The 24,579-nt window shown below is 68.8% G+C and carries 21 protein-coding genes; 6 read left to right on the top strand and 15 right to left on the bottom strand.

The features are described from left to right. Positions 1-80 precede the first annotated feature (80 nt). The 10 genes from ABD156_RS38515 to kdpF form a co-directional block, all read right to left on the bottom strand. Positions 81-620, bottom strand: coding sequence for a hypothetical protein (locus ABD156_RS38515; protein ID WP_344285963.1), 540 nt, complete (start codon positions 618-620; stop codon positions 81-83). A 146-nt stretch (positions 621-766) separates the two neighbouring features. Then, positions 767-4,369, bottom strand: coding sequence for a chromosome segregation protein SMC (gene smc, locus ABD156_RS38510; protein WP_344286108.1), 3,603 nt, complete (start codon positions 4,367-4,369; stop codon positions 767-769). Positions 4,370-4,548: 179 nt separating this feature from the next. Further along, on the bottom strand, positions 4,549-4,845 hold the full coding sequence (locus ABD156_RS38505; protein ID WP_344285962.1) for an acylphosphatase: 297 nt from the start codon (positions 4,843-4,845) through the stop codon (positions 4,549-4,551). A gap of 269 nt (positions 4,846-5,114) precedes the next feature. Further along, complete coding sequence (locus ABD156_RS38500) at positions 5,115-5,696, bottom strand: hypothetical protein (RefSeq protein ID WP_344285961.1); 582 nt, start codon at positions 5,694-5,696, stop codon at positions 5,115-5,117. Between the two features lie 74 nt (positions 5,697-5,770). Continuing rightward, on the bottom strand, positions 5,771-6,469 hold the full coding sequence (locus tag ABD156_RS38495) for a response regulator (protein WP_344285960.1): 699 nt from the start codon (positions 6,467-6,469) through the stop codon (positions 5,771-5,773). After that, a complete protein-coding gene (locus ABD156_RS38490; RefSeq protein ID WP_344285959.1) occupies positions 6,466-9,024 on the bottom strand; it encodes a DUF4118 domain-containing protein in 2,559 nt (852 codons plus the stop codon). The genes ABD156_RS38495 and ABD156_RS38490 overlap by 4 nt, the downstream gene beginning before the upstream one ends. A 5-nt stretch (positions 9,025-9,029) precedes the next feature. Next, positions 9,030-9,641, bottom strand: a complete 612-nt coding sequence (locus tag ABD156_RS38485; RefSeq protein ID WP_344285958.1) for a potassium-transporting ATPase subunit C — start codon at positions 9,639-9,641, stop codon at positions 9,030-9,032. A gap of 1 nt (position 9,642) precedes the next feature. Next, entirely contained in the window at positions 9,643-11,736 is a 2,094-nt protein-coding gene (gene kdpB / locus ABD156_RS38480) for a potassium-transporting ATPase subunit KdpB (protein WP_344285957.1), read from the bottom strand. After that, entirely contained in the window at positions 11,733-13,394 is a 1,662-nt protein-coding gene (gene kdpA, locus ABD156_RS38475; protein WP_344285956.1) for a potassium-transporting ATPase subunit KdpA, read from the bottom strand. The genes kdpB and kdpA overlap by 4 nt, the downstream gene beginning before the upstream one ends. A gap of 1 nt (position 13,395) precedes the next feature. Beyond that, entirely contained in the window at positions 13,396-13,497 is a 102-nt protein-coding gene (gene kdpF / locus ABD156_RS38470; RefSeq protein WP_037358287.1) for a K(+)-transporting ATPase subunit F, read from the bottom strand. Between the two features lie 424 nt (positions 13,498-13,921). Here kdpF and asnB point away from each other — a divergent pair, with 424 nt between their 5' ends. Beyond that, positions 13,922-15,763 carry an asparagine synthase (glutamine-hydrolyzing) gene (gene asnB, locus ABD156_RS38465; RefSeq protein ID WP_344285955.1) on the top strand — a complete coding sequence of 614 codons (1,842 nt, stop codon included), beginning with the start codon at positions 13,922-13,924 and terminating at the stop codon, positions 15,761-15,763. A gap of 279 nt (positions 15,764-16,042) precedes the next feature. On the opposite strand, the gene ABD156_RS38460 is transcribed toward asnB, so the two are convergent. Together ABD156_RS38460 and ABD156_RS38455 are read right to left on the bottom strand one after the other, a co-directional pair. Further along, positions 16,043-16,546 carry a GNAT family N-acetyltransferase gene (locus ABD156_RS38460; RefSeq protein WP_344285954.1) on the bottom strand — a complete coding sequence of 168 codons (504 nt, stop codon included), beginning with the start codon at positions 16,544-16,546 and terminating at the stop codon, positions 16,043-16,045. 53 nt (positions 16,547-16,599) lie between these two features. Further along, on the bottom strand, positions 16,600-17,259 hold the full coding sequence (locus ABD156_RS38455; RefSeq protein WP_344285953.1) for an SDR family NAD(P)-dependent oxidoreductase: 660 nt from the start codon (positions 17,257-17,259) through the stop codon (positions 16,600-16,602). Positions 17,260-17,320: 61 nt separating this feature from the next. Here ABD156_RS38455 and ABD156_RS38450 point away from each other — a divergent pair, with 61 nt between their 5' ends. Continuing rightward, positions 17,321-17,917, top strand: a complete 597-nt coding sequence (locus ABD156_RS38450) for a TetR/AcrR family transcriptional regulator (protein ID WP_344285952.1) — start codon at positions 17,321-17,323, stop codon at positions 17,915-17,917. 1 nt (position 17,918) lies between these two features. Here ABD156_RS38450 and ABD156_RS38445 read toward each other — a convergent pair whose 3' ends face one another. Together ABD156_RS38445 and ABD156_RS38440 are read right to left on the bottom strand one after the other, a co-directional pair. Then, positions 17,919-18,920, bottom strand: coding sequence for a Gfo/Idh/MocA family protein (locus ABD156_RS38445; protein WP_344285951.1), 1,002 nt, complete (start codon positions 18,918-18,920; stop codon positions 17,919-17,921). After that, the gene (locus ABD156_RS38440; protein WP_344285950.1) at positions 18,917-19,927 is read right to left on the bottom strand and encodes a LacI family DNA-binding transcriptional regulator; all 1,011 of its coding nucleotides are present in this window, start codon (positions 19,925-19,927) and stop codon (positions 18,917-18,919) included. The genes ABD156_RS38445 and ABD156_RS38440 overlap by 4 nt, the downstream gene beginning before the upstream one ends. 97 nt (positions 19,928-20,024) lie before the next feature. On the opposite strand from ABD156_RS38440, the gene ABD156_RS38435 reads away from it, so the two are divergent. The 4 genes from ABD156_RS38435 to ABD156_RS38420 are packed head-to-tail and all read left to right on the top strand — an operon-like array spanning position 20,025 to position 23,717. Beyond that, complete coding sequence (locus ABD156_RS38435; protein ID WP_344285949.1) at positions 20,025-20,897, top strand: sugar phosphate isomerase/epimerase family protein; 873 nt, start codon at positions 20,025-20,027, stop codon at positions 20,895-20,897. A gap of 20 nt (positions 20,898-20,917) precedes the next feature. After that, the gene (locus ABD156_RS38430; RefSeq protein ID WP_344285948.1) at positions 20,918-21,919 is read left to right on the top strand and encodes a sugar ABC transporter substrate-binding protein; all 1,002 of its coding nucleotides are present in this window, start codon (positions 20,918-20,920) and stop codon (positions 21,917-21,919) included. After that, positions 21,916-22,944: an ABC transporter permease gene (locus tag ABD156_RS38425; protein WP_344285947.1), complete on the top strand. Its 1,029-nt coding sequence runs from the start codon at positions 21,916-21,918 to the stop codon at positions 22,942-22,944. Before ABD156_RS38430 ends, ABD156_RS38425 begins: the two co-directional genes overlap by 4 nt. Beyond that, positions 22,941-23,717, top strand: coding sequence for an ATP-binding cassette domain-containing protein (locus ABD156_RS38420; protein WP_344285946.1), 777 nt, complete (start codon positions 22,941-22,943; stop codon positions 23,715-23,717). The genes ABD156_RS38425 and ABD156_RS38420 overlap by 4 nt, the downstream gene beginning before the upstream one ends. Here the strand turns inward: ABD156_RS38420 and ABD156_RS38415 are convergent, their stop codons facing one another. Next, a complete protein-coding gene (locus tag ABD156_RS38415) occupies positions 23,718-24,533 on the bottom strand; it encodes an alpha/beta fold hydrolase (protein WP_344285945.1) in 816 nt (271 codons plus the stop codon). It lies immediately after the preceding gene. Positions 24,534-24,579: the final 46 nt, after the last annotated feature.

The following is a 24,579-nucleotide window of genomic DNA, read 5'->3' as shown; positions in this document are numbered from 1 at the left end:
CAGCAGCGGGCCTCGCCCGGACACCCGTCGCGTCCGCTTCTACCCTTTCGTACCCGGGGCGCGAGAGAAACGGACCTCGCTCAGACGGCCTTGCCGTGGAACGAAAGACCCTTGCTGCCGCAGAAAATCTGCTTGCTGCCGCCGTTTCCGCCGTCGTAGCCGCAGTTCCAGCCGTCGACGTCGAGGAAGCGGCCGGTGCCCTGTGCCTTGGTCGGGGCCTGGGCGAGGTAGTCGGACATCACGTCGATCGCCTCGGTGCAGCCGACGGTTCCGGCCGGCATCGCCTCGGTCACCACGTCGACCTTGCCGCCGGGGCCGTCGATCGGCCCGCAGTCCGCGCCGTTGCCGAGTTCGCCCTTGCCCGGCAGGCGGTCGCTGGGCTGCTGCGTGGCCGGGGTCGGGTGCGGCTTGGGCTTGCTCGCGTGCGTCGGGGCCTGCGCCTGAGTGGACGGCGAGGGCGTGGCCGAGGAACTCGGTGCTGCCACCGACGAAGCGGTCGGCGCGGCGGAGAGCGAACTCTGCACCGCCGCGGCCTGTCCGGTCTGCGAACCGCCGCCGCACGCGGCGACTGCCAGCGCAACGCCGAGCATCGAACCGGAAATCAGGGTACGGGCCACCATGGTGCGCATTGTCGAATCCCCTCCAGGATGTGGTGCTTTCGAACACCCCTGAAGACGTGCGGGCACGGCGGCAGTTGGCCGTTCGGACGACTGTCCGGTCAGGCCTGCCCGTTCGGGCAGGATCGCCCCGGACGGCGCAACCCCGCTCAGGAAGCCGGGACCGGTTCCTCGTCCGCGGCGCGCAGCCGCTGCGAGATCACCTTGGTGATGCCGTCGCCCTGCATGCTCACGCCGTACAGCGCGTCGGCGATCTCCATGGTCGGCTTCTGGTGCGTGATGATGATCAGCTGCGACGAATCGCGCAGCTGCTCCAGCAGGCCGATCAGCCGGCGCATGTTGGTGTCGTCCAACGCGGCCTCGACCTCGTCCATCACGTAGAAGGGCGAAGGGCGGGCGCGGAAGATCGCGACCAGCATGCCGACCGCCACCAGCGACTTCTCGCCGCCGGACAGCAGCGACAGCCGCTTGACCTTCTTGCCCGGCGGGCGCGCCTCGACGTCCACGCCGGTGGCGAGCAGGTCGTTCGGCTCGGTGAGCACCATCCGGCCCTCGCCGCCGGGGAACAGCACGCCGAAGACGGTCTCGAACTCGCGCGCCACGTCGGCGTAGGCCGAGGCGAAGACCTCCAGGATCTTCTCGTCGACCTGCTTGATGACGGCCTCGAGGTCCTTGCGGGTGTCCTTGAGGTCTTCCAGCTGGGTGGAGAGGAACTTGTACCGCTCCTCCAGCGCCGCGAATTCCTCCAGCGCCAGCGGGTTCACCTTGCCCAGCAGGGTCAGGTCCTTCTCCGCGCGCTTGGCGCGGCGGGCCTGGGTGTCGCGGTCGAACGGCATCGGCGGCGGCGGCGTGACGTCCTCGCCGCGTTCCTTGGCCGCCTCGTACTCGGCCATCTCGCCCGCGCTCGGCGGAACCGGCACGTTCGGGCCGTACTCCTCGACCAGGTCCGCGAGCCCGATGCCGAAGTCCTCGGCGATCTTGGCTTCCAGCGTTTCCAGCCGCAGCTTCTGCTCGGCGCGCAGCACCTCGTCGCGATGCACGGCGTCGGTCAGCTTCTCCAGCTCGCCGGACAGCTCGCGCACCTTCGCGCGCACCGCGGTGAGCGCGGTTTCGCGGCTTTGGCGCTGTGCCTGGGCTTCGTCGCGTTCGGCGGCCGCGCGCTGCACCGAGATCTCGATGCGCTCCAAGGCGAACTCGCCGGCGTTGACGACCGCGTTCGCGATTTCCGCGCCCCGCTCGCGCGCTTCCCTAGCTTTGGCCGCGCGCTCGCGGGCCTGCTGCTCCGCGTAAGCCGCACGGCGCAACGATTCCGCTCGCCCGGCGATGCTGCGCGCGCGTTCCTCGGCGGTGCGCTGCGCGAGCCGTGCTTCGACTTCTTCCTGCCGTACCACGGCGAGCTGCTCGGCGGCCTCGTCGCGCTCGGCGGTGTCCGGGTCGTCCTCGACCGGCTGCTCGGCGACCGCGGCGAGCCGTTCTTCCAACTCCGCCAGCTGTTCCAGCGCCTGCTCGCGGCTCTGCTCGACCTTCGCGCGCTGCTGAGTGAGCCGTTCGACCTCGGCCTGCGCGGAGCGGGCCGCCTGCTGCAACCGGTTGAGCCGCTCGGACGAACGCGCCTTGCGCACCTTGGCTTCGCCGAGCGCGTCCTTCGCCTGGCCGACCTCTTCGCGGCGCGACTGCTGCTCGGCGCGCGCGCCTTCCAGCTCGGCGGAGTACTGCTCCAGCGCGCGTTCGGCCGTGCGCAAGCGTTCCTGCGCCTCGTCGACCGCCGCCTGGACCTCGATCACACTCTCGCGGGCGGCGGAACCACCGGCGATCCAGTCGGCCCCGAAGACATCGCCCTCAGCGGTGACCGCGCGCACCTGCGGGTGCTGGGCCACGAGCTGCCGCGCGGCGTCCAGATCCGGCACCAGCGCGAGCCGGTCCAGCGCCTTCTCGACCGCGGGCCGCAGCTGCTCCGGCGCGTTGACGACCTCGCGGGCCCAGCGCGCGCCGTAGGGCAGCGTCGGCCACGAGCTGGTGTCCACAGTGGACCCGGCGCTGACCGGCACGATCCCGGCGCGGCCGGAATCGGTGTCCTTCAAGTACTTCAGCGCGGACAGCGCGTTCTCGCCGCCGGACACCGCGACCGCGTCGGCCACCGGCCCGAGCGCGGCGGCCAGCGCGACCTCGTGGCCCGGCTGCACGGTGAGCAACGCGGCGACCGAACCGAGCAGGCCCGGCAATTCCGCCGACGCACCGAGAAGCGCACCCGCGCCGTCCTTGCGCTTGAGCCCCATCGACAGCGCCTCGACGCGTGCCTTCTCCGACGCGATCTCCCGCTCGGAACCGCGCTCGGCCTTCACCAGCTCTTCGACGCGGGCCTTGGCGGCGTTGTTCGCCTCCACCGCGCGGTCGTGGCGCTGCTGCAGCTCGGCGTCGTCGGATTCCTCCGTGCCGCCAACGGCTTTGGCTTCTTCCAGCTCCTCGACCGCGATCTCGGCGCGCTCGGCGGCCTCCTGCAGACCGACCGTCAACCGGTCGACTTCTTCCGCGGTCGCGCCGTTCTTGCTGCGCAGCGCTTCGACCTGACCGGTCAGCTTCGCCATGCCCTCACGGCGGTCGGCGATCGCCCGCACCGCGGCCCAGTGCGCGCGCTCCGCGGCCTGCACTCGCTGTTCGAGATCTTCCCGGCGCAGCACGGTTTCCGCGAGAAGTTCGCGGGCTTCCATGACCGCCTCGGTCAGCTCCTGCTCGCGCTCCGCAGCCTGCTCGGCCTCGGCGAGCAGTTCCTCCGGGTCCCGGCCGCCAGTCGGCGCTGAGACGTCCGAAGAAAGGTGCCGCTGACGCTCCACCGCCAGCCGCACGGTGCCGCGCAGCCGTTCGGTGAGCGCCGACAGCTTGTACCAAGTCTCCTGCGCGATCTGCAGTCGCGGCGCGTCCTCGGCGAGCGACGCTTCCAGCTCGGTTTCCTCAGCGGACACGATTTCCAGCGCCTGCTCGACTTCCGCACGGCGCTGCCGGGCAGTGCGTTCGTCGGCCTCGTCGCGCTGGATGGATTCGCGCTGGGTGACCAGGTCGTCGGCGAACAGCCGCAGCCGGGCGTCGCGCAGGTCGGACTGCACCGACTGGGCCTTGCGCGCGATCTCGGCCTGCTTGCCCAGCGGTTTCAGCTGGCGGCGCAGCTCGGTGGTGAGGTCGGTGAGCCGGTCGAGGTTGCCCTGCATGTTGTTGAGCTTGCGCAGGGTCTGCTCTTTGCGCTTGCGGTGCTTGAGGACGCCGGCGGCCTCCTCGATGAACGCGCGCCGCTCCTCGGGCTTCGATTCCAGGATCGCCGAGAGCTGGCCCTGGCCGACGATGACGTGCATCTCGCGGCCGATGCCGGAGTCCGACAGCAGTTCCTGGACGTCCATCAGGCGGCAGCGGTCGCCGTTGATCTCGTATTCGCTCGCGCCGTCGCGGAACATCCGGCGGGTGATGGAGACCTCGGCGTACTCGATCGGCAGCGCGCCGTCGGCGTTGTCGATGGTGAGCGTGACCTCGGCGCGGCCGAGCGGCGCGCGGCCCGCGGTGCCGGCGAAGATGACGTCTTCCATCTTGCCGCCGCGCAGGTCCTTCGCGCCCTGGGTGCCCATGACCCAGCGCAGCGCGTCGAGGACGTTCGACTTTCCGGAGCCGTTCGGGCCGACCACGCAGGTGATGCCGGGTTCGAAGCGCAGCGTGGTCGCCGAGGCGAAGGACTTGAAGCCCTTGAGCGTCAGGCTTTTCAGGTGCACGTGCTGCCGACCCCTCTTGGCCACGGGTACTGGATGGCTACCGGTTCCCCCGGTTCGGGACAGGCTACCCGGGGGTCGTCGGGCGCAGTGGGAGGCCAGGCCGCCCGGGCGCGCCTAGCACAGGTCCGATCGCCCCGGCAACCCCAAGCACCCCATCAGCCGCAGCCGCCCCGCCCGGCTCAGCGTTCGAGGAATCCTTCGAGCCCGCCCTTCGCAGCGGTCCAGCGTTCAACTACCTGATCCACTCGTCCGGGTGAGGTTCCGGAGCGCAACGCCGCAAGCAGTTGCCCACAGTTGTTCTGGCTACCCTCCGCGACCACCTCGACACGGCCGTCGGGAAGGTTCCTGGCGAATCCGGTCAGCCCGAGTTCGAGCGCCCGGCTCCGGGTCCACCAGCGAAAACCGACGCCTTGCACCTGCCCGTGCACCCAGGCGGCCAGCCGGACGGGCGATTCCTGCTCGTTCACCGGCCCCATCCTGCCGCACGCCCCCGGCTGCGGACCGTGACGGCCCTGTCCCTCGGTCGCGCGAACGGGTCCTGAGCAGTGATAACCTCCCGCCTGGCATCCGGGGCCGGAGCCCCGCTCCCCCGTGCCGCCCCCCGACTTGAGCGTTGACCCTTCTAAGGAGCCTGCATGTCCCGTCCCGACGGGCCTGAACCAAGCTCAGCGTCGCCCGAGATCGCGGTGAGCGCTGCCCCCACCGCTCCGCCGAAGGGCGCGAGCGGGAGGCTGAGCCGCTCCGGCTACGCCATCCTGGGCGTCAGCGGACTCGTGGTGGCGACCGCCTTCGCCGCGGTCGCCGAACTGGCCGGCCCCGGCTCGGTCACCGACACCGCGACGAACAGCACCGGCGGTGGCCAAGGCGGGCTGCAGGGCAGCTCGCAGGTCGTCGTCCCGGGCAACGCCGTCCCCGGCGGCCCGATGACCGTCCCCGGCTCGCCGACGCCCGGCCAGACCGCCCCGCCGACGCCGACCACGGTGGTCGCCGTGGGTCCGGACGGGAAGCCGACGACGAGCGTGATCACTCCTCCGCCGAACGCCGGCCAGCCCGGCGGGCAACCGGGCGGCGGGCAGGTTCCGCCTCCGGGCACGACTTCGGATCGCAGCGACACTCCGACACACCCGGGCGGAGGAACCACCACGTCGCCCTCGCACACGGTGAGCCCGCCGCCGACGTCGACTACATCCGACCCTGTGACGACCCCGCCGTCCGACACTTCGACGCCGAAGCCTCCCCCGGGCAGCAGCTCCACCGGCGGCCAGCCGTCGTCGTCCTCGTCGCCGAGCGCGTCCACTTCGGACTCCAACCCGACTAGTTCGACCACCCGCTGAAGTCCGTGAAGGGCTCCTTGAGGGAATCAGATTCCCTCAAGGAGCCCTTCACGGCTTTTCGGCCAAGTCAGGCCTCGAAGCGGTAACCCATGCCGGGTTCCGTCAAGAGATGCCGCGGCCGAGAAGGCTCCGGCTCCAGCTTCCGCCGCAGCTGCGCCAGATACACCCGCAGATAATGGGATTCCGTCTCATACGACGGTCCCCACACCTCGTGCAGCAGCTGCTTCTGCGCCACCAACCGGCCCCGGTTGCGGACCAGCAGTTCCAGCACTCCCCATTCCGTCTTCGTCAGGTGCACCTCGCGGCCCTCGCGCAGCACCTTCTTCGCCGCCAAATCGATCGTGAACGATCCGGTGTCCACCACGGCTTCCGCGCCGTCCGTGCCCACCACTGACGAACGTCGCACCGCGGCCCGCAATCGCGCCAGCAGTTCGTCCATTCCGAACGGTTTGGTCACGTAATCGTCGGCACCCGCGTCGAGCGCCTGCACCTTGTCCGCCGAATCGCCGCGTGCGGACAGCACGATGATCGGCACCGTGGTCCAGCCGCGCAGGCCCGCGATCACCTCGGTGCCGTCGAGATCAGGCAGGCCGAGGTCGAGCACCACCACGTCGGGCTTCGTCTCGGCGACCGCTTTCAGCGCGGCGGTGCCGTCGTGTGCGGTGATCACCTTGTACCCGCGCGCGTTGAGGTTGATCCGCAGCGCCCGCACGATCTGCGGTTCATCGTCGACGACCAGCACCGTCGCCGTTGGGTCGGCAGTCATCGCGCCACGCCCTCCTCAGCCGATTCAGCATCCACCAATTCCCGGCCGGTACAGGCCGGCAGCGAGATCACCACCGTCAACCCTCCGCCTGGAGTGTCCTCGGCGCGAACCGTACCGCCCATCGCCTCGGTGAACCCCTTCGCGACGGACAACCCCAGACCCACGCCGGGCGTCGAGTCGCGGTCTCCGCCCAGTCGCTGGAACGGCGCGAACGCGGATTCCGCGGCACCCTTCCGCAGGCCTTTGCCGTGGTCGACGATCCGCAGCTCCACGAACTCCGAATGCGCGCTCGCCCGGGCCGAAACGTCGCCGCCGCCGTGCCGCAGCGCGTTGTCCAGGACGTTCGCGATCACCCGTTCCAGCAAGCCCGGATCCGCTTGCACAGAAGGCAATCGGGCGTCCACGAATACCTGGACGCCTTGCGTGTTGTCCACATTGGACAATGCGTGTGCGACCACCTCGTCGTAGCCGACCGGCCGCAGGTGCGGGGTGACCGCGCCGGTGGCCAGCCGGGAGGAGTCGAGCAGGTTGTCGATCAGCCCGGCGAGCCGGTCCGCCGAAAGTTCCACGGCTTCCATCAGTTCCTCAGTGTCCTCATCGGACAGCGACAGATCCGGCGCGCGCAGGCTGCCGATCGCGGCCTTGATGGACGTGAGCGGCGTCCGCAGGTCATGGCCGACCGCGGACAGCAGCGTCGTGCGCAGTTCGGTCGCCTCGGCTTTGCGTTCGGCGGCTGCTGCGGCTGCGGCCATCCGCTGTTGTCGCAAGGCGAGCAAAGCTTGTCCTGCAACAGCTTCCAGTACGCGACGGTCTGCCGCGGGCAAGGCGCGACCGCGCAGCGTCAGGTGCACATCCGCGGTCACCGCAATGTCCACATCGGCCTCATCCGGATCAGCACAAGGCTCGCCACCGGACAAAGCGACCTTGTCCCACTTGCCGTTGCGTTTCTCCAGCAGGGTCACGGAAGTGAGACCGAAGTTCTCCCGCACCTTCTCCAGCAACCGCTCGATCGGATTCGGATTGGTCAGCACGGTCCGCGCATACGAAGCCAGCAGCGACGCCTCCGTCCGCGCCCGAGCCGCCGCGACACCCCGCCGGGCGGCGGAAGCGACGACCAGAGCCACCATCACCGCCACCACGATCATCGCGATCAGCGTCACGACGTTCTGCGGACTGTGCACATCCAGCGTGTACAGCGGCGGCGTGAAGAAGAAATTCAGCAGCCCAGCACCGAAAATCGACGCCACCAGAGCCGGGCCGAGCCCGCCCACCAAAGCGACGATGACCGTCGACAGCACGAAGAGGATCACGTCGGTGGAAAACTCGACCGCGTCGCGCAGCAGCACACCGAGACCGGTGGCGACGACCGGCAGCAGGATGCTCAGCACCCAGCCCATCACGAGCCGCGAGGGTGCCAGCGGGCTCGTGCCCAGCCGCGCCCGCAGCCGTCCGCCGGCGTAGGAGTGCGTGACCATGTGCACGTCGATCGGCCCGGACTGCTGGATCACCGTCGCGCCGATGCCCTCGTCGAAAAGCCGCGCGACCCGAGAACGCCGCGACGTGCCGATCACGAGCTGAGTCGCGTTGACCCCGCGCGCGAAGTCGAGCAACGCTGTCGGCACGTCGTCGCCGACCACCGCATGGAAGGTCGCGCCGACCTCCTCGGCCAAAGTGCGGCAGCGGGCCATCGCGGTCGGCCCGAGCCCGGCGAGACCGTCGCCGCGCAGGATGTGCACGACCTGCAGCTCCGCGCCCGCCCGGTTGGCGATCCGGCTGGCTCGCCGGATCAGCGTTTCGCTTTCCGGACCGCCGGTGATCGAGACGACCACCCGTTCGCGCGTCTCCCACGTGTCGGTGATCTTCTGCTCAGCGCGGTACCGCTGCAGCGCGACGTCGACCTGGTCGGCCACCCACAGCAGCGCCAGCTCACGCAATGCGGTGAGGTTGCCAGGCCGGAAGTAGTTGCCCAGCGCGGCGTCGATGCGCTCGGCCGGGTAGACGTTGCCGTGCGCGAGCCGCCGCCGCAGCGCCTCCGGCGTGATGTCCACGAGCTCCAGCTGCTCCGCGCGCCGCACGACCTCGTCCGGCACGGTTTCCTGCTGGGTGACGCCGGTGATCCGCTCGACGACGTCGTTGAGGCTCTGCAGGTGCTGGACGTTGACCGTGGACAGCACGTCGATGCCCGCTTCGAGCAGCTCGTCGATGTCCTGCCAGCGTTTCTCGTGCCGTCCGCCGGGCACGTTCGTGTGCGCCAGCTCGTCCACGACGACGACCTCGGGCGCGCGGGCGAGCACCGCGTCGAGGTCCATTTCGGCGAACTCATGCCCGCGGTGGCTGACCGTGCGCCGCGGCACGACGTCCAGCCCGTCGAGCAGGTCGGCGGTCTTCTTGCGGCCGTGCGTCTCGACCAGGCCGACGACCACGTCGGTGCCGCGGTCGAGGCGGCGGCGCGCTTCGCCGAGCATGGCGAAGGTCTTGCCGACGCCCGGAGCCGCACCGAGGTAGATCCGCAGTTCGCCTCGGCGCGGCTTCGGGGGTGTGTCAGAGGTGCTCACAGTGTTCAGTGTGCGCCAGGAGCGGCCGAATGCACGGCAAGGTTGAGCCGGAGCACATTCACGCCCGGCACGCCGATCCCGTTGCCGGTGGTGTTGTCCGCGACCATCTGCCGCACCTTCTCCTCGCTCAGCCCGGTGTTGCGGGCCACGCGAAGCACCTGCAGATCGGCGTACGCGACGCTGATCGCCGGGTCGAGCCCCGAGCCCGAGGCGGTCACCGCGTCCGCGGGCACCTCCGCCGGGGTGACGCCCTCGCGCTGGGCGATCAGTGCCCGCCGCTGCGCGATGGCCTTGGTCAGATCCTCGTTGTACGGCCCCTTGTTGGACGGCCCCGACGTCGACGGGTCTCCCGGCCCGAGCACGTCCTTCGAGCCGGCGGAGGGCCGGTTGTGGAACCACGGGTCGTGCGCGGCGTCGGCGGGCACCGGGTCGATGCCGATCAGCGACGAGCCGACAGCCTGGCCGTTCTGCGTCACCACCGAGCCCTCGGCGTGCCCCTGGAGGCCAGGAATGCGGGACACCGCCCACACGCCCAGCGGGTAGACGATGCCGAGCAGCACGGTCATCGCGAGGAGCAGGCGCAGGCCCGCCCAGGTCTGCTTGAGCAAAACGTTCATGTCAGCCAATCCCTGGAATGTGGCGCACGATCAGGTCGATCACCCAGATCCCGAGGAACGGGCTCACGATCCCGCCGAGGCCGTAGACGAGCAGGTTGCGGCGCAGCAGCGCGGACGCCGACGACGGCCGGTACCGGACGCCGCGCAGGGCGAGCGGGATCAGCGCGACGATGATCAACGCGTTGAAGACGACCGCGGACAGGATCGCCGACTTCGGCGTCGCCAGGTGCATGATGTTCAGCGCGCCGAGCTGGGCGAAGATGCCGGTGAACATCGCCGGCAGGATGGCGAAGTACTTCGCCAGGTCGTTCGCCACGCTGAACGTGGTGAGCGCGCCGCGGGTGATCAGCAGCTGCTTGCCGATCCCGACGATCTCGATCAGCTTGGTCGGGTTCGAGTCGAGGTCGACCATGTTGCCGGCCTCCTTGGCCGCCATGGTCCCGGTGTTCATCGCCACGCCGACGTCGGACTGCGCGAGCGCGGGCGCGTCGTTCGTGCCGTCGCCGGTCATCGCGACGAGCCGCCCGCCCTCCTGCTCCTTCTTGATGAGCGCCATCTTGTCCTCGGGCTTGGCCTCGGCGAGATAGTCGTCGACGCCCGCGTCCTCGGCGATCGCGCGCGCAGTGAGCGGGTTGTCGCCGGTGATCATCACCGTTTTGATGCCCATCGAGCGCAGTTCCTCGAAGCGCTCCTTCATGCCCGGCTTCACCACGTCGGACAGCCGGATCACGCCGCACACGTTCGCCGTCCCGCCCGCGGCTTCCGCGACCACCAGCGGGGTTCCGCCCTGCTGGCTGATCTCGTCGACGACGCGTTCGGTCTCGTCCGGGACGTCGCCACCGCGTTCGCGGACCCACTGGCGCACCGCCGAAGTCGCGCCCTTGCGGACCTCACGGCCGTCGAGGTCGACGCCGCTCATCCGGGTCTGCGCGGTGAACGGCACGAACTCGGCGAGCTTCTCGCTTTCGTCCGCCGCTCCGGGAAGGCCGTGCTGCTCGGCGATCAGCTCGACGATGCTGCGGCCTTCCGGCGTTCCGTCGGCGAGGCTGGACAGCCGGGCCGCGCGCGCCAGGTCGTCCACAGTGGAGCTACCGACCGGGATCAGTTCGGTCGCGCGCCGGTTGCCAAAGGTGATCGTGCCGGTCTTGTCGAGCAGCAGCGTCGAGACGTCTCCGGCTGCTTCGACCGCACGGCCGGAAGTCGCGAGGACGTTGCGCTGCACCAGCCGGTCCATCCCGGCGATGCCGATCGCGCTCAGCAGCGCGCCGATCGTCGTGGGGATCAGGCAGACCAGCAGCGCGGTCAGCACGATCACCGACTGCTCGCTGCCGGAGTAGACCGCCATCGGCTGCAGCGCCACGACGGCTAGCAGGAAGATGATGGTCAGCGTGGACAGCAGGATGGTCAGCGCGATCTCGTTCGGCGTCTTCTGCCGGGAAGCGCCTTCCACCAACGCGATCATCCGGTCCACAAAGGACTCGCCGGGCTTGGTGCTGATCCGCACGACGATCCGGTCGCTCAGCACCGTGGTGCCCCCGGTGACCGCCGACCGGTCGCCGCCGGACTCCCGGATCACCGGAGCCGACTCGCCGGTGATGGCCGATTCGTCCACCGTGGCAATGCCTTCGACGACGTCGCCGTCGCCGGGGATCACCTCCCCGGCCTCGACCACCACCCGATCGCCGACACGCAGGTCCACGCCGGGCACCTGCTCCTCGGAGCCGTCCTCGGTGAGCCGCCGCGCGACGGTCTCCTTTTTGGTCCGCCGCAACGATTCCGCCTGCGCCTTGCCGCGTCCCTCGGCGACGGCTTCGGCCAGGTTCGCGAACACGACGGTGAACCAGAGCCACACCGCGATGAGGATCGTGAACACGCTTGGGTCGGTGACCGCGAAGACGGTGGTCAGGACCGAACCGGCCCACACCACGAACATCACCGGGTTCTTGAGCTGATGCTTCGGGTGCAGCTTGCGCAATGCGTCCGGCATGGACGACCACAGCTGCTTCGGGCTGAAGACACCGGCTCCGACTCGTCCGGCATTTTCGACGTGGTGCTGCGTCTCCTCTTCCGGAGTCCGCTCCTGGGTGATGGTCATGCCAGTGCCTCTGCAATCGGCCCCAGCGCGAGCGCCGGGATGAACGTGAGAGCCGCGACGAGGACGACGGTGCCGGTCAGCAGCGTCCCGAACAGCGGCCCGGTGGTGGGCAGCGTGCCCGCGGTTTCGGGAACCTTCTTCTGCGAGGCAAGCGAACCGGCCAGGCAAAGCACCGCGACGATGGGCACGAACCGGCCGATCAGCATCGCCACCGAAAGCGACGCCTGAAACCAGTCGCTGGTCGCGGTGAGACCGCCGAACGCGCTGCCGTTGTTGTTGCCCGCGGACGTGTAGCCGTAAAGGACTTCCGACAGCCCGTGCGGGCCCGAGTTGCCGAGCGCGTCTCGCGTGGCCGGGATCATCAGCGCGATGCCGGACCCGAGCAGCACCACGACGGGCATCGCCAGCATCGAGATCGCCGCGCAGGTGACCTCGCGTTTGCCGAGCTTCTTGCCCAGGTACTCCGGTGTGCGCCCGACCATCAGCCCGGCTAGGAACATCGCGATCACGGCCATGACGAGAATCCCGTACAGCCCGGTGCCGACGCCGCCCGGCGAAACCTCGCCGAAGAGCATGTTCAGCATCGTGCCCCCGCCGCCGAGGCCGGACAGGCTGTCGTGCGCGCCGTTGACCGCGCCGGTCGACGTGCCGGTGGTGGTGTCGGCGAACAACGACGTGCCGCCGATCCCGAACCGCTGTTCCTTGCCTTCGAGATTCGCCCCCGCGGCCAGCGCCGACGGGCTGTTCGTGCGCGCCTCGGACGTCCAGATCACCGCGAGCATCGCCGTCCACAGACCGGCCATCACCGACAGCAGGACGTAGCCCTGCTTGCGGTTGCCGACCAACTGCCCGAACGCGCGGGTGAGGCAGACCGGGATCACGAGGATCAGGAACATCTCGACGACGTTGGTCCAGACGTTCGGGTTCTCGAACGGATGCGCGGAGTTGGCGTTGAAGATGCCGCCGCCGTTCGTGCCGAGTTCCTTGATCACTTCCTGGCTCGCCGCCGGAGCCAGCGCGATGGTGCTGTTGCTGCCGTCCGGGTTCGTCACCGCGACTCCGGAACGCAGGCTCTGCACCACGCCGAGCGCGACGAGGACGAGCGCGAACACGAACGCCATCGGCAGCAGCACGCGGATCGTGCCGCGCGTGAGGTCCACCCAGAAGTTGCCGAGCCGGTCCGTGCGCGAGCGGATGAACCCGCGCGTCACCGCGATCGCCACGGCCAAGCCGACGCCCGCGGACAGGAAGTTCTGCACGGTGAGCCCGGCCATCTGGACGAAGTGGCCCATGGTCGTCTCGGGCGTGTAGGACTGCCAGTTCGTGTTGGTCACGAAGGAAACCGCGGTGTTGAACGCGACGGCGGGCGACACCGGGCCGCGGCCGAAGTTCCACGGCAGGATCGATTGCAGGCGCTGCAACAGGTACAGCAGGATCACCGAGACGAACGAGAAGCCGAGCACGCCCGAGGCGTAGGTCTTCCAATGCTGTTCGGTGTCCGGATCGACCCGCACGATCTTGTACAGGGTTTTCTCGACCCGCAGGTGCTTCTCGGTGGAGAAGACGCGGGCGAGGTAGTCGCCGAGGGGTTTGTAGACCACCGCGAGGGCGACCAGGAGCACGCCGGCTTGCAGGAAGCCGGCCGCGACGTCACTCATCTCAGAATTTCTCCGGCCTCACGAGGGCGACGAACAGGTAGCCGAGAAGGCCGAGCGCCAGCAGTCCGCCGACGATGTTGGCCACGGTGCCCGCGCCGCTCACAGCTTCTCCAGCCCGCGCAGGACACCGGCGAGCACCGCGAAAACGCCGATGAGCAATAGGGCGTACAGCAAATCCGCCACGAGGCACCTCTCAGAAAGGGTCACCCGGCCCGGGTGACCGTCGGTCGAGTGCCACTGTGCGGTCGTCGCGGAGGGTGAGCACCCGCGTCTGACGCCTCCTTGACGCGGTGACCTGGGGGCGTTTACGCGATCTTGACGGCCGGTGACCCGCGCCACTACGTCAAGCGCCATTCGGGTCAGCGGGGGTGGATAACTGTCCGTAGTTGGTGGGTGACTTGCGGCACAGCTGGTAGTGGATCAAGGACAGAGAGTGCAATTCGGGCAGACAAAGATCGGGGGTCCGTGTTACACCTGAGTAACCAATAGTTGTATCAACTAACTAACTAAACTCCGGGAGGTCTCGTATGTGCGGAATCGCGGGCTGGGTTTCCTACGACACCGATCTCACGCAGCAGCAGGAGATCGCGGACGCGATGACCGAGACCATGGCCTGCCGAGGACCCGACGACCGGGGGACGTGGGTCCGCCGTTCGGTCGCGCTGGGTCATCGCCGGCTCGCGATCATCGACCTGCCGGGCGGCCGGCAGCCGATGAGCGTCAAGACGCCGAACGGCGAGGTCGCGATGGTCTACAGCGGCGAGGCGTACAACTTCTCCGAACTTCGTGAAGAACTCACCAAACTGGGCCACCGCTGGGAGACCGACAGCGACACCGAGGTCGTGCTGCACGGGTACCTGCAGTGGGGCGCCGAGGTCGTGGACCACCTCAACGGCATGTACGCGTTCGCGATCTGGGACGAGCGCGACCAGAAGCTCGTGATGATCCGCGACCGGATGGGCATCAAGCCGTTCTACTACTACCCCACCCGCGACGGCGTCCTGTTCGGCTCCGAGCCGAAGGCGATCCTGGCGAACCCGTTGGCGCGCAAGGTGGTCGACAGCGACGGCCTGCGCGAGCTGATGGGCTTCACCAAGCGGCCGGGCTGGTCGCTGTGGAAGGGCATGTACGAGGTCGACCCGGCCACCGTCGTGACCGTGACCCGCGAGGGCATCAACACCCGCACCTACTGGAAGCTTGACGCGAAGCAGCACACGGACGACCAGGAGACGACGGTCGAGCGCGTGCGCGAGCTGATGACCGACATCGTCCACCGGCAGCTGGTCGCCGACGTCCCGCGCTGCGTGCTGCTGTCGGGCGGCCTCGACTCGAGCGCGGTCACCGGCCTCGCCGCCGCCCGGCTGGCCGAGCAAGGCGAGCAGCTGCGCACGTTCTCGGTCGACTTTTTCGGGCAGGAGGAGAACTTCCAGCCCGACGAGATGCGCGACACTCCCGACTCGCCGTATATCCGCGACGTCGCCAAGCTCGTCGGTTCCGCGCACCAGGACGTGATGCTGAACCCGGCCGACCTGAGCGACCCCGAGGTCCGCCGCAAGGTGCTGCGCGCCCGCGACATCCCGTCCGGGCTCGGCGACATGGACACGTCGTTGTACTTGCTGTTCAAGGCGATCCGCGGCGAATCGACGGTCGCGCTGTCCGGCGAATCGGCCGACGAGGTGTTCGGCGGGTACCGCTGGTTCCACGACGAGGCCGCGGTCAAGGCCGACACCTTCCCGTGGCTGGCGTTCCGCAACAGCCTGATGGACGAGCGGGGTTCGCTGCTCGAACCGGGTCTCGCCAAGAAGCTCGACTTGGATTCCTACATCGCCGACCAGTACCGGACCGCGGTGTCCGAAGTGGACCTTCTGGACGGCGAATCCGAGCGGGAGTCCCGGATGCGGGTCATCTGCCACCTGCACCTGACCCGTTTCGTGCGGCAGCTGCTCGACCGCAAGGACCGGATGTCGATGGCGGTCGGCCTGGAAGTGCGCGTGCCGTTCTGCGACCACCGGCTCGTGGAATACGTCTACAACACGCCGTGGTCGCTGAAGACCTACGACGGCCGGGAAAAGAGCCTGCTGCGGCACGCGACGAAGCACGTGCTGCCCGCGTCGGTGCGGAACCGGGTGAAGAGCCCGTATCCGTCCACTCAGGACCCGGGGTACGCCATCGCGCTGCAGCAGCAGATCAAGGAAGCCTTGGCGCAGAAGGACAACCCGGTGTTCCAGATGGTCGGCCGGGAGTGGCTGCAGAAGTCGGCGGAAACGGATCCGGCGGCGATCAGCCAGGCGCAGCGCGTCGGCATGGACCGGGCGCTGGACCTGCACCACTGGTTCGACATGTACTCGCCGGAACTGGAACTCGACTGACCCGCTCGCCCCGATGCCACGTTGGGTGCATCTGACGCACCCAACGTGGCATTGGTTGCGTGCCACGCACCCAATGCGGCGTTCGGTGCGTCCTGCGCACCCAATGCCGCATTGGGGTTCTTTCAGCAGCGGGTTCCGGGTCGGCGACGCCGAGGTTCCCGGCCGATGCACCTGATCCGGCGCTGCGGAGATCCGTGAGGGGAACCCTGAGGGACTCTGAGTCCCTCAGGGTTCCCCTCACAGACGTCAGTTGGGGTGCGGGCGGTGCCGGGCGAGCGGTCAGAAGTCGAGGTGTGCGTCGATCTCCGTGCCGCGGACGTCCAGTTCCGCGCCGGCCCCGCTCAGCAGCCGCTGGGCCGCCGCGTTGTCCACAGTGGTCGTCGCGACGAACTTCGCCGCGCCGCCGTCGCGGGCCGCGTCCAGGAGCACCGCGGTCACCTTGCGGCCGATCCCGCGTCCGCGCGCCGAACGGCCGAGCCACACCCCGGCTTCGACCTCCAGCGCCGACCGCCCGGACACCGGCCGCAGCCGGGCCGCCCCGCAGACCCGGCCGTCGACCTCCACGACCCACGTCGTCTCGATCGCGGTGTCCGGATTGAGGGATCGTCGGCGGTGAAACGCGAGAAACGCTTCGCGGCGGGCTTCGGTCCAGCCGGCGGGACCTTCCACCGGCGGCATGACCTCGGTCGGTTCGGCGTCGGCCACCGCGGCTTCCAGAAGCCGCTCGAGCCCCGGCTCGTCGAGCGGGATCAGCACGATCTCGGATTCTCCGGATCCAGGCACGCCCCGCAGCTTGGCACGCGAAGCCGCCGTGCGCTACCCGATCGGCCCAGTCGTTACCAGGGAACCGGCTTGCCGAACCGGTCGAGGAACTGCAGCCCCGGCTCGCCTGCCTGCGCTTCCAGGACGTCGACGACCGCGGGAACACTTTCCTCAGGCAGCAACGGCGCGTCCGGCCCGCCGAGCCGCGTCCGGTTGTGGCCGGGGTCGATGAGCAGTTTGGTGTGCCCGTCGCCCTCGTGGCGAGTCGCGTAGCTGCGCATGAGCTGGTTCAGCGCGGCCTTGCTCGCCTTGTACAGCTCGTACCCGGGTTCGACGTTCATCGAGATGCTGCCCTGCTCGGACGACATCACCGCGACCGTGCCGCCCGGCGCGACCAGATCGTGCAGTCCTTCGAGGACTCTCAACGGGCTCAATGCGTTGGTGATCATGACTTCGGCGAACATCTCGGTCGGCACTTCGCTGATCGGCAGATTCCCTTGGTTGATCGCCGCGTTCACGAAGAGCAGATCGAGCGGACCGTCCACTCTGTCGCGCAGCGCGGCGATCTGTGCGTCGTCGGTCATCTCCAACCGCTCGGTCCGCATCCCCTCGCGCGGCGCGGCACCGTCGCGAGTGGTCGCGATGACCGCCCACCCGCGCCGGTCCAATTCGGTGACCAGCACCAATCCCAGCCCCCGCGAAGCTCCGACCACCAATGCCCGGCGTCCGGCCATGGCCCCTCCTTTGTCTAGACGAGACGTCACGTCTAGACAGTAGCACGGTAAGGTGTCCGGTATGCCCGCAGTGAATTCCCAGCCCCGCAGGGCACGCTCTGGCAACCGGCGGGACGAGGCCGCCCGCCTCGCCGTCCTGCACGCCGCCGACGACCTGCTGGTCGAGCACGGCTTCGGCGCGCTGACCGTGGAAGCGATCGCGCGCCGCGCCGGCGTCGCGAAGCAGACGATCTACCGCTGGTGGCCGTCCAAGGTCGAAATCCTGCTGGACACGCTGATCGAGGACAGCGCGAAACGCCTGCCGGTGCCGACGGAGCTCCCTACCGCGGGGAGCATCCGTGCGTACCTGCGTGATTTCGCGGATTTCCTGACCGAGGACCCGGCGGGGAAATGCCTTCTCACCCTCCTGGCCGAGGCGCAGCACGATGTCGGGACGGCGGCTCGGTTTCACGAGCGTTACTTGGAACCGCGCCAGATCGCCGAACGCGAAATGCTGACGCTGGCGGCTGAGTCAGGCGAGATTTCCCTGGTATTGGATCCGGAGGCCACAATGGACGCTCTGCTGGGGCCGATTGTCTACTGTGCACTGACGGGAGCGGCGGTGCCGGGGGATTTGGTGGATACGTTGGTGGAGACGCTGCTTCGTCCGCGAGCTTGACCTACCGCCGCACCTCGGCAACCCGTACCGGGCGGTTCTCCCGCCTCGAGACCTCGCACGCCTCCGCGATGTAGAACGCCTCCAGCGCATCCCCCGCCCCCGCAGGCGACGGAATGCGCCCAGCCGCCACGTCCAGGAAGGCGTGCAGTTCAGCGGCGTAAGCCGTCCGGAATCGTTCCATGAAGCCGGGATACGCCGGTCCCGGCAACGGCCCGAAGCCCGGTTCCACCGATCGCAGCGGAGCCTGGTCGTCCAAGCCCACCACGGCATTCCCCAAAGAGCCAAGGGCTTCGAAGCGCACGTCGTATCCCGCGCCGTTGTAGCGCGTCAGGGAGACCGTCGCGAGGGTTCCGTCGTCGAGCGTCATCGCGACCGCCGCCGTGTCGACGTCTCCGGCGTCGGCGAAGAACTGCTCGCCTTTGTTGCGCCCCAAGGCGAATACTTCCTCGACCTCCCGCCCGGTCACCCAGCGGAGGATGTCGAAGTCGTGCACCCCGCAGTCCCGGAACAGGCCGCCGGAATGCGCGATGTAGGCCGCGGGCGGCGGCGCTGGGTCCAAAGTGGTCGCCCGGACACTGTGCAGCCAGCCCAGTTCCCCGCTCTCCACCGCGACCCGCGCGGCCTGGTAGCCCGCGTCGAACCGGCGCTGGAAGCCGATCTGCACCGGTACGTCGGAGTCCGCGATCCGGTCGATCACCGCCAGCGTGCCGGGGATGTCCGCGGCGACTGGCTTTTCGCAGAACACCGGTACTCGTGCGTCGACCGCCTGGATGATCAGCTCCGGGTGCGCGTCCGTGGCCGCCGCGATGACCAGGCCGTCCAGGCCGGCCTGGAACAGCGAGTCGATTCCCGCGACCGCCTCGACGCCGAGCCGAGCGGCGACCGACTGCGCTCGCTCAGGATCCACATCCGCGACGACCACCGACGTCACCTCGTCGAAGCCCGCGAGCGTTTCCGCGTGCGCGGCACCGATCCGCCCCGCGCCTGCCAGTCCCAACCTCATCGCTGTGCCTCCCCTGAGTTCGGCCCCGTGGTCTCCCGAACGACCAGGGACGGATGAAGCAGATGCCGCACCGGTTCAGTGCGTTCACCCCGTACCCGTTCCAATAACGCGTCAAAGGCCAGCCGGGCCATTTCCGCGCGCGGCTGGTCCACTGTGGTCAGTGAGATGTGCCGGAGGGAAGCCAGCGACGTGTTGTCGTAGCCGACCACCGAAACGTCGTCCGGCACCCGCAAGCCGTGTTCCTCGAGTGCCGAGATCGCACCGACAGCGTTGAAGTCATTGCCCGCCAGAAGCGCGGTCGGCCTCGGCGAATACAAGGACAGCAGCTCCTGCACGGCCTTCTCGCCCGCGGTGTCGGTGTGTTCGCTGCGCACCACGATCGGCTCCAGCCCGTGCGACCGCATCGCCTGCCGGAAACCTCGCCGTCGCGCGGCGGCACCGGCCGCTCCCCCGCCGTCGAGGTGCGCGATCCGGCGATGCCCCAGCTGTACCAGATGTTCGACGGCCAACGCCGCGCCAGCTTCACCGTCGTCGTTCACAGTATCCACAGTGGACAGACGAGAAGTCCGTGATACCAGCACTACTGGACACTGCCGTGCCGCCGCTTCGATCGCAGCGGCCGGGACCACCGGCGACAACAGCACCACGCCGGCGGGGCGGAACGACAGAAGACTCCGCAGCGCCGCGCCTTCCCGCGAAGGCATCCGCCCGCCGGTGTTGAGGATCAAGTCGAATCCGGCCGATTGAGCAGCCGCGTCCAGACCCTCCACGACGTCGGCGAAGAACGCGTTGCGCAGGTCGTTCACCATCACGCCGAGCACCGTCGACGTCCGGCTGGCCAGCGACCGCGCCATCACGTGCGGCGAATAGCCCAGCTCCTCGGCCGCTTTCACCACGGCCGCGCGCCGCCGCGCCGAAACGTTCGGCGCGTTGCGCATCACGAGCGACACCAGCGCACGGGAGACACCGGCACGCGCGGCGACGTCCTCCATGGTGGGCTTCCCCATCTGAAACCTCCCCGGAGAAGCGCTTGACGCGACGGTCCGGACGCTACAAGCTTAGAGCGCTCTAATCAAGGAGTGTCCCCCGACCGGAGAGGGATCCATGACCGCGAAGATCCGCGTCGCCGCCGCCCCGATCTCGTGGGGAGTCTGCGAGGTGCCCGGTTGGGGCCGGGTGCTCGACGCCGCGCACGTACTCGGCGAAATGACCGAACTGGGCGTCACCGCAACGGAATTGGGCCCGCCCGGCTATCTTCCGCGCGAACCGGCCGCACTGAAAGCGCTCCTGGAAAGCCACCGGCTCGAACTCGTCGGCGGCTTCCTTGCCGTGCCGCTGCACGAAAATCCGGACGCGGCCGTCGCCGAATCGGAAGACTCGGCCGCGCTCTTCGCTGCCTGCGGCGGCGGAATGCTCGTGCTGGCCGCGGCGACCGGCCTCGACGGTTACGACGAACGGCCCGCGCTCACCGCCGCCGAATGGTCCACTTTGGTCAGCACAGCGGGCAAGATCCGTGACGTGGCCGCGAAACACGGACTCCGAACGGTCTTGCACCCGCACGTCGGCACGCACGTGGAAACCGAGGCGGAGGTCGAACGCTTCCTCGCGGACTCGGATCTTCAGCTCTGCCTGGACACCGGGCACCTGCTGATCGGCGGCGCCGACCCGGTCGCGCTCGCGCAACGGCATCCGCGGCGGATCGGGCACCTGCACCTCAAGGACGTCCGCGGCGAGCTGGCCGAAGCCGTCCGAGCGGGCAAGCTGCCGTACACCGAAGCGGTCGGCAAGGGTCTCTACGTGCCGCTCGGCAAGGGCGACGTGGACATCGAAGCCATGGTCCGCTCCGTCGCCGAGGCGGGCTACGACGGCTGGTACGTGCTGGAACAGGACACCGCGCTGAGCGAAGACAGCCCGATCGACCGTCCCGGCCAGGACGTCGCGGCCAGCCTCTCGTACCTGCGGAAAATCACCGGTTGACCAAGCGAGGAGAGACAACGATGTCCCATCGCTGGAAGCGCGCGGGCCGCTCCGGCCGCGCGGTGGCGAGCCTGCTGGCCGCGGGCTTGCTGCTGACTGCGTGCACTGGTCCGGCCGCCGAGCCGAAGACGACCGCGCCCGCCGCCGCGCCGACGCCGTCCGGGCCGCTGAAGGTTTCGGTCATCACGCACGGCACCGCGGGCGACGCGTTCTGGAACGTCGTGAAAAACGGTGCCGAACAAGCGGGCAAAGACCTTGGCGTGCAAGTGGAATACACCTCGGACGGCGATCCGGGCGCGCAGGCGAAGCTGATCGACAACGCGGTCGCGCAGCAGACCGGCGGGCTCGTGGTGTCGATGGCGAATCCGGAGGCGCTGCGCCCGTCCATCGAGGCCGCGGTGCGCGCCGGGATCCCGGTGATCACCATCAACTCCGGCGAGGACAAGAGCGCGGCGTACGGCGCGCTCACGCACGTCGGGCAGAACGAGTCGATCGCCGGTCAGGAAGCCGGGAAGAAGTTCAAGGACCTCGGCAAGCACAAGCTGTTGTGCGTGATCCACGAGGCCGGGAACGTCGGGCAGGCGCAGCGTTGCGACGGCGCGAAGACCGGATTCGCCGGCACCGTCCAAACCCTGCAGGTGGACATCTCCAACCCGACCGACGCCGAGTCGCGCATCCGCGGCGCGGTGCAGACCGACTCGTCGATCGACGCGGTGCTGACGCTGAACTCGCAGGTCGCCGCCCGTGCGGTGAGCGCGGTCAAGTCGGTGAACTCGAAGGCGCAGGTCGCCACGTTCGACCTCAACTCCGACCTCGTGGCCGCGATCAAGGCGGGCGACGTGCTCTTCGCGGTCGACCAGCAGCAGTACGAACAGGGCTATCTCCCGGTGCAGTTCCTGAAGCTGTACCGGGACAACGCGAACGTCGTCGGCGGCGGCAAACCGGTGCTCACCGGGCCCGACCTGGTCGACAAATCCACAGTGGACAAGGTCGGCCAGTACGTGCAAAGGGGCACCCGATGACGACCCTCGACGAACGGCTGGCGAAGCCGCGGCTGACCGACCGGCTGGTGGTGCGCCCGGAGATCGGCGCCCTGCTCGGCGCGGTCGTGGTGTTCGGCTTCTTCACCTTCGCGACCGACAAGTTCTTCAGCGCCAGCGGAGCCGCGACCTGGCTGGACGACGCGGCGACGCTGGGCATCATGGCGGTGGCCGTGTCACTCCTGATGGTCGGCGGCGAATTTGACCTGTCCGCAGGCGTGATGACCGCGTCGACGTCTTTGGTCACCGCGATCCTCGCCACCCAAGCAGGCTGGAACGTCTGGCTCGCACTGCTCGTCTCGCTGGTGTTCGCGCTGACAGTCGGCGCGTTCAACGGCTGGCTCGTGATGAAAACCGGCCTGCCGAGCTTCATCGTCACCCTCGGCACTTTCCTTGCCCTGCAAGGCTTGAACCTCGGCGTGACGCGACTGGTCACCGGCACCGTCCAGGTCTCCGGCATGCGTTCCACCGACGGCTACGCGTCCGCCGGGTTCGTCTTCGCCTCCACAGTGGACATCGGCGGGACACCGTTCCAGATCTCCATCGTCTGGTGGCTCGGCGCGATCGCGGTGGCGGCGTGGCTGCTTCTCCGGACGCGATTCGGCAACTGGATCTTCGCGGTCGGCGGTTCGGCCGCGAGCGCCCGTTCGGTCGGCGTTCCGGTGGTGCGCACCAAAATCCTGCTGTTCATGGGCACCGCGCTGGCCGGCTGGCTGGTCGGTTCGATCAACATCCTGCGGTTCGCGAGCGTCCAGGCGAATCAGGGCATCGGGCTGGAATTCCAGTACATCATCGCGGCGGTGATCGGCGGCTGCCTGCTGACCGGCGGGTTCGGCTCGGCCGTGGGCGCGGCGATCGGCGCGCTGATCTTCGGCATGGCGCGCCAGGGCATCGTGTTCGCCGGATGGGACAACGACTGGTTCATGCTGTTCCTCGGGATCATGCTGCTGGCGGCGGTCCTGGTCAACAACGCATTGCGGCGGCGCGCGGAAAGGGTCCGGCGATGAACGCTCTCCTCGAGGTCAAGGACGTCGGCAAGCGTTATGGCACCGTGGTCGCGCTGCGCGAAGTGTCCACAGTGGTCAACGCGGGCGAAGTCACCTGCGTGCTGGGCGACAACGGCGCGGGAAAGTCCACTTTGATCAAGATTCTCGCTGGCGTGCACCAGCACGACGAAGGCGAGTTTCTCGTCGAAGGCTCCCCGGTGCGGTTCTCCTCGCCCCGCGAAGCGCTGGATCGCGGAATCGCCACGGTGTATCAGGATCTCGCGGTGGTGCCGCTGATGAGCGTGTGGCGCAACTTCTTCCTCGGCTCGGAACCGACCGTCGGTTTCGGCCCGTTCCGCGCCCTCGACCGGCGCAAAGGCCGCGAACTGACGAAGAAAGCCCTCGCTGACCTCGGTATTGACCTGCGCGACGTCGAACAGCCAGTCGGCACGCTCTCCGGCGGCGAACGGCAGTGCGTGGCGATCGCCCGGGCCATCCACTTCGGCGCGAAGGTGCTGATCCTGGACGAGCCGACGGCCGCGTTGGGCGTGAAGCAGGCCGGCGTCGTGCTGAAGTACGTGGCCCAGGCCCGCGACCGGGGCCTGGGCGTCGTCCTGATCACGCATAATCCGCACCACGCGTACCCAGTGGCCGACCGTTTCCTGCTCCTCAAGCGCGGCGCGGCGCTCGGGTCCTACGAGAAGTCGGAGATCGACCTAGCCGAGCTGACCCGGCAGATGGCGGGCGGCGCGGAGCTGGAGGCGCTGGAACACGAGCTGCGGCAAGCCGAATAGCTACACGACTTTCTCCAGCCAAGGCCGCACCAAAGGCACCACGGCAGCCGCCTGCATCGCGCTCATGTGGTCCAGCCCGTCAAGCACCTCGACGGTCCACCCACGCGCCTCCAGCTCAGCTCGCTCGCGCAGCAACGGCCCAGCGATGTCGACGGTCACCCCGCCCCACCGCCCGCTGTACACAATCCGATCCTCCGACCCCGCGAAACACAACCGCGGGCACGACAGCTCGACTGCCCGATCGTCGAAGTCCTGCAACGCCTCGTACAACGTCACGAACTGCTTCGTCTGCCCCGTCGACAACGTGACATCCACCGAATCCCAATCCCCCGGCTCACCTTTAGCCTCGGCCGAGGGGCCAGCAAGCGCCATCTCGTGCGTCGCCCGAGTCACCGCCAGCATCGCCGCATACGGCCCGTCCAGCGGCGGATACCCGCCCATCACCAACGCGTCCAGCCGATCCGTGCGCAACGCCAGCTGCAGCCCGGACAACGCCAGCCACGAGTAGCCGTAATACGAGAACCGATCCGCCCCGGCCGAGTCCGCCACCGCCAGGAAATCGGCCGCGACCACCTCCGGCGCGAGGTCGGCCGGATGCGCCATCCGGTGCCCCTGGTAGTCGAAGGCCACCACCCGGAACCCGGCGAATCCCTCGATCAGCGATCGGCCCAGCTCCGGATCGGCACCCCACTGCCGGGCCGCCTCAGCCTCCGGTCCTTCGGCGGGCCGGGGATCGACCGGGAGCAGCAGCACCGGCCCGTCCCCGTGCACCTGAACTTCGATCCGTGTTCCGTCATGCAGAGCAGCTTCAGCCATCTCATCTCTTTACGTCGTAAAGTATCGTCGGACGCGAGGGTACTAT

The organism is Amycolatopsis albidoflavus (assembly GCF_039525725.1).
Lineage (GTDB): Bacteria > Actinomycetota > Actinomycetes > Mycobacteriales > Pseudonocardiaceae > Amycolatopsis > Amycolatopsis albidoflava.
This window is presented reverse-complemented; position numbering and strand designations above follow the sequence as displayed.

Coding starts and splice junctions, on each gene's coding strand:
- ABD156_RS38455 (WP_344285953.1), bottom strand. CDS start 17,259: ATGGCCGGACGCCGGGCATTGGTGGTCGGAGCTTCGCGGGGGCTGGGA.
- asnB (WP_344285955.1), top strand. CDS start 13,922: ATGTGCGGAATCGCGGGCTGGGTTTCCTACGACACCGATCTCACGCAG.
- kdpA (WP_344285956.1), bottom strand. CDS start 13,394: ATGAGTGACGTCGCGGCCGGCTTCCTGCAAGCCGGCGTGCTCCTGGTC.
- ABD156_RS38515 (WP_344285963.1), bottom strand. CDS start 620: ATGGTGGCCCGTACCCTGATTTCCGGTTCGATGCTCGGCGTTGCGCTG.
- ABD156_RS38430 (WP_344285948.1), top strand. CDS start 20,918: ATGTCCCATCGCTGGAAGCGCGCGGGCCGCTCCGGCCGCGCGGTGGCG.
- ABD156_RS38445 (WP_344285951.1), bottom strand. CDS start 18,920: ATGAGGTTGGGACTGGCAGGCGCGGGGCGGATCGGTGCCGCGCACGCG.
- ABD156_RS38425 (WP_344285947.1), top strand. CDS start 21,916: ATGACGACCCTCGACGAACGGCTGGCGAAGCCGCGGCTGACCGACCGG.
- ABD156_RS38495 (WP_344285960.1), bottom strand. CDS start 6,469: ATGACTGCCGACCCAACGGCGACGGTGCTGGTCGTCGACGATGAACCG.
- ABD156_RS38435 (WP_344285949.1), top strand. CDS start 20,025: ATGACCGCGAAGATCCGCGTCGCCGCCGCCCCGATCTCGTGGGGAGTC.
- ABD156_RS38415 (WP_344285945.1), bottom strand. CDS start 24,533: ATGGCTGAAGCTGCTCTGCATGACGGAACACGGATCGAAGTTCAGGTG.
- ABD156_RS38485 (WP_344285958.1), bottom strand. CDS start 9,641: ATGAACGTTTTGCTCAAGCAGACCTGGGCGGGCCTGCGCCTGCTCCTC.
- ABD156_RS38420 (WP_344285946.1), top strand. CDS start 22,941: ATGAACGCTCTCCTCGAGGTCAAGGACGTCGGCAAGCGTTATGGCACC.
- kdpB (WP_344285957.1), bottom strand. CDS start 11,736: ATGACCATCACCCAGGAGCGGACTCCGGAAGAGGAGACGCAGCACCAC.
- ABD156_RS38505 (WP_344285962.1), bottom strand. CDS start 4,845: ATGGGGCCGGTGAACGAGCAGGAATCGCCCGTCCGGCTGGCCGCCTGG.
- ABD156_RS38440 (WP_344285950.1), bottom strand. CDS start 19,927: ATGGGGAAGCCCACCATGGAGGACGTCGCCGCGCGTGCCGGTGTCTCC.
- ABD156_RS38450 (WP_344285952.1), top strand. CDS start 17,321: ATGCCCGCAGTGAATTCCCAGCCCCGCAGGGCACGCTCTGGCAACCGG.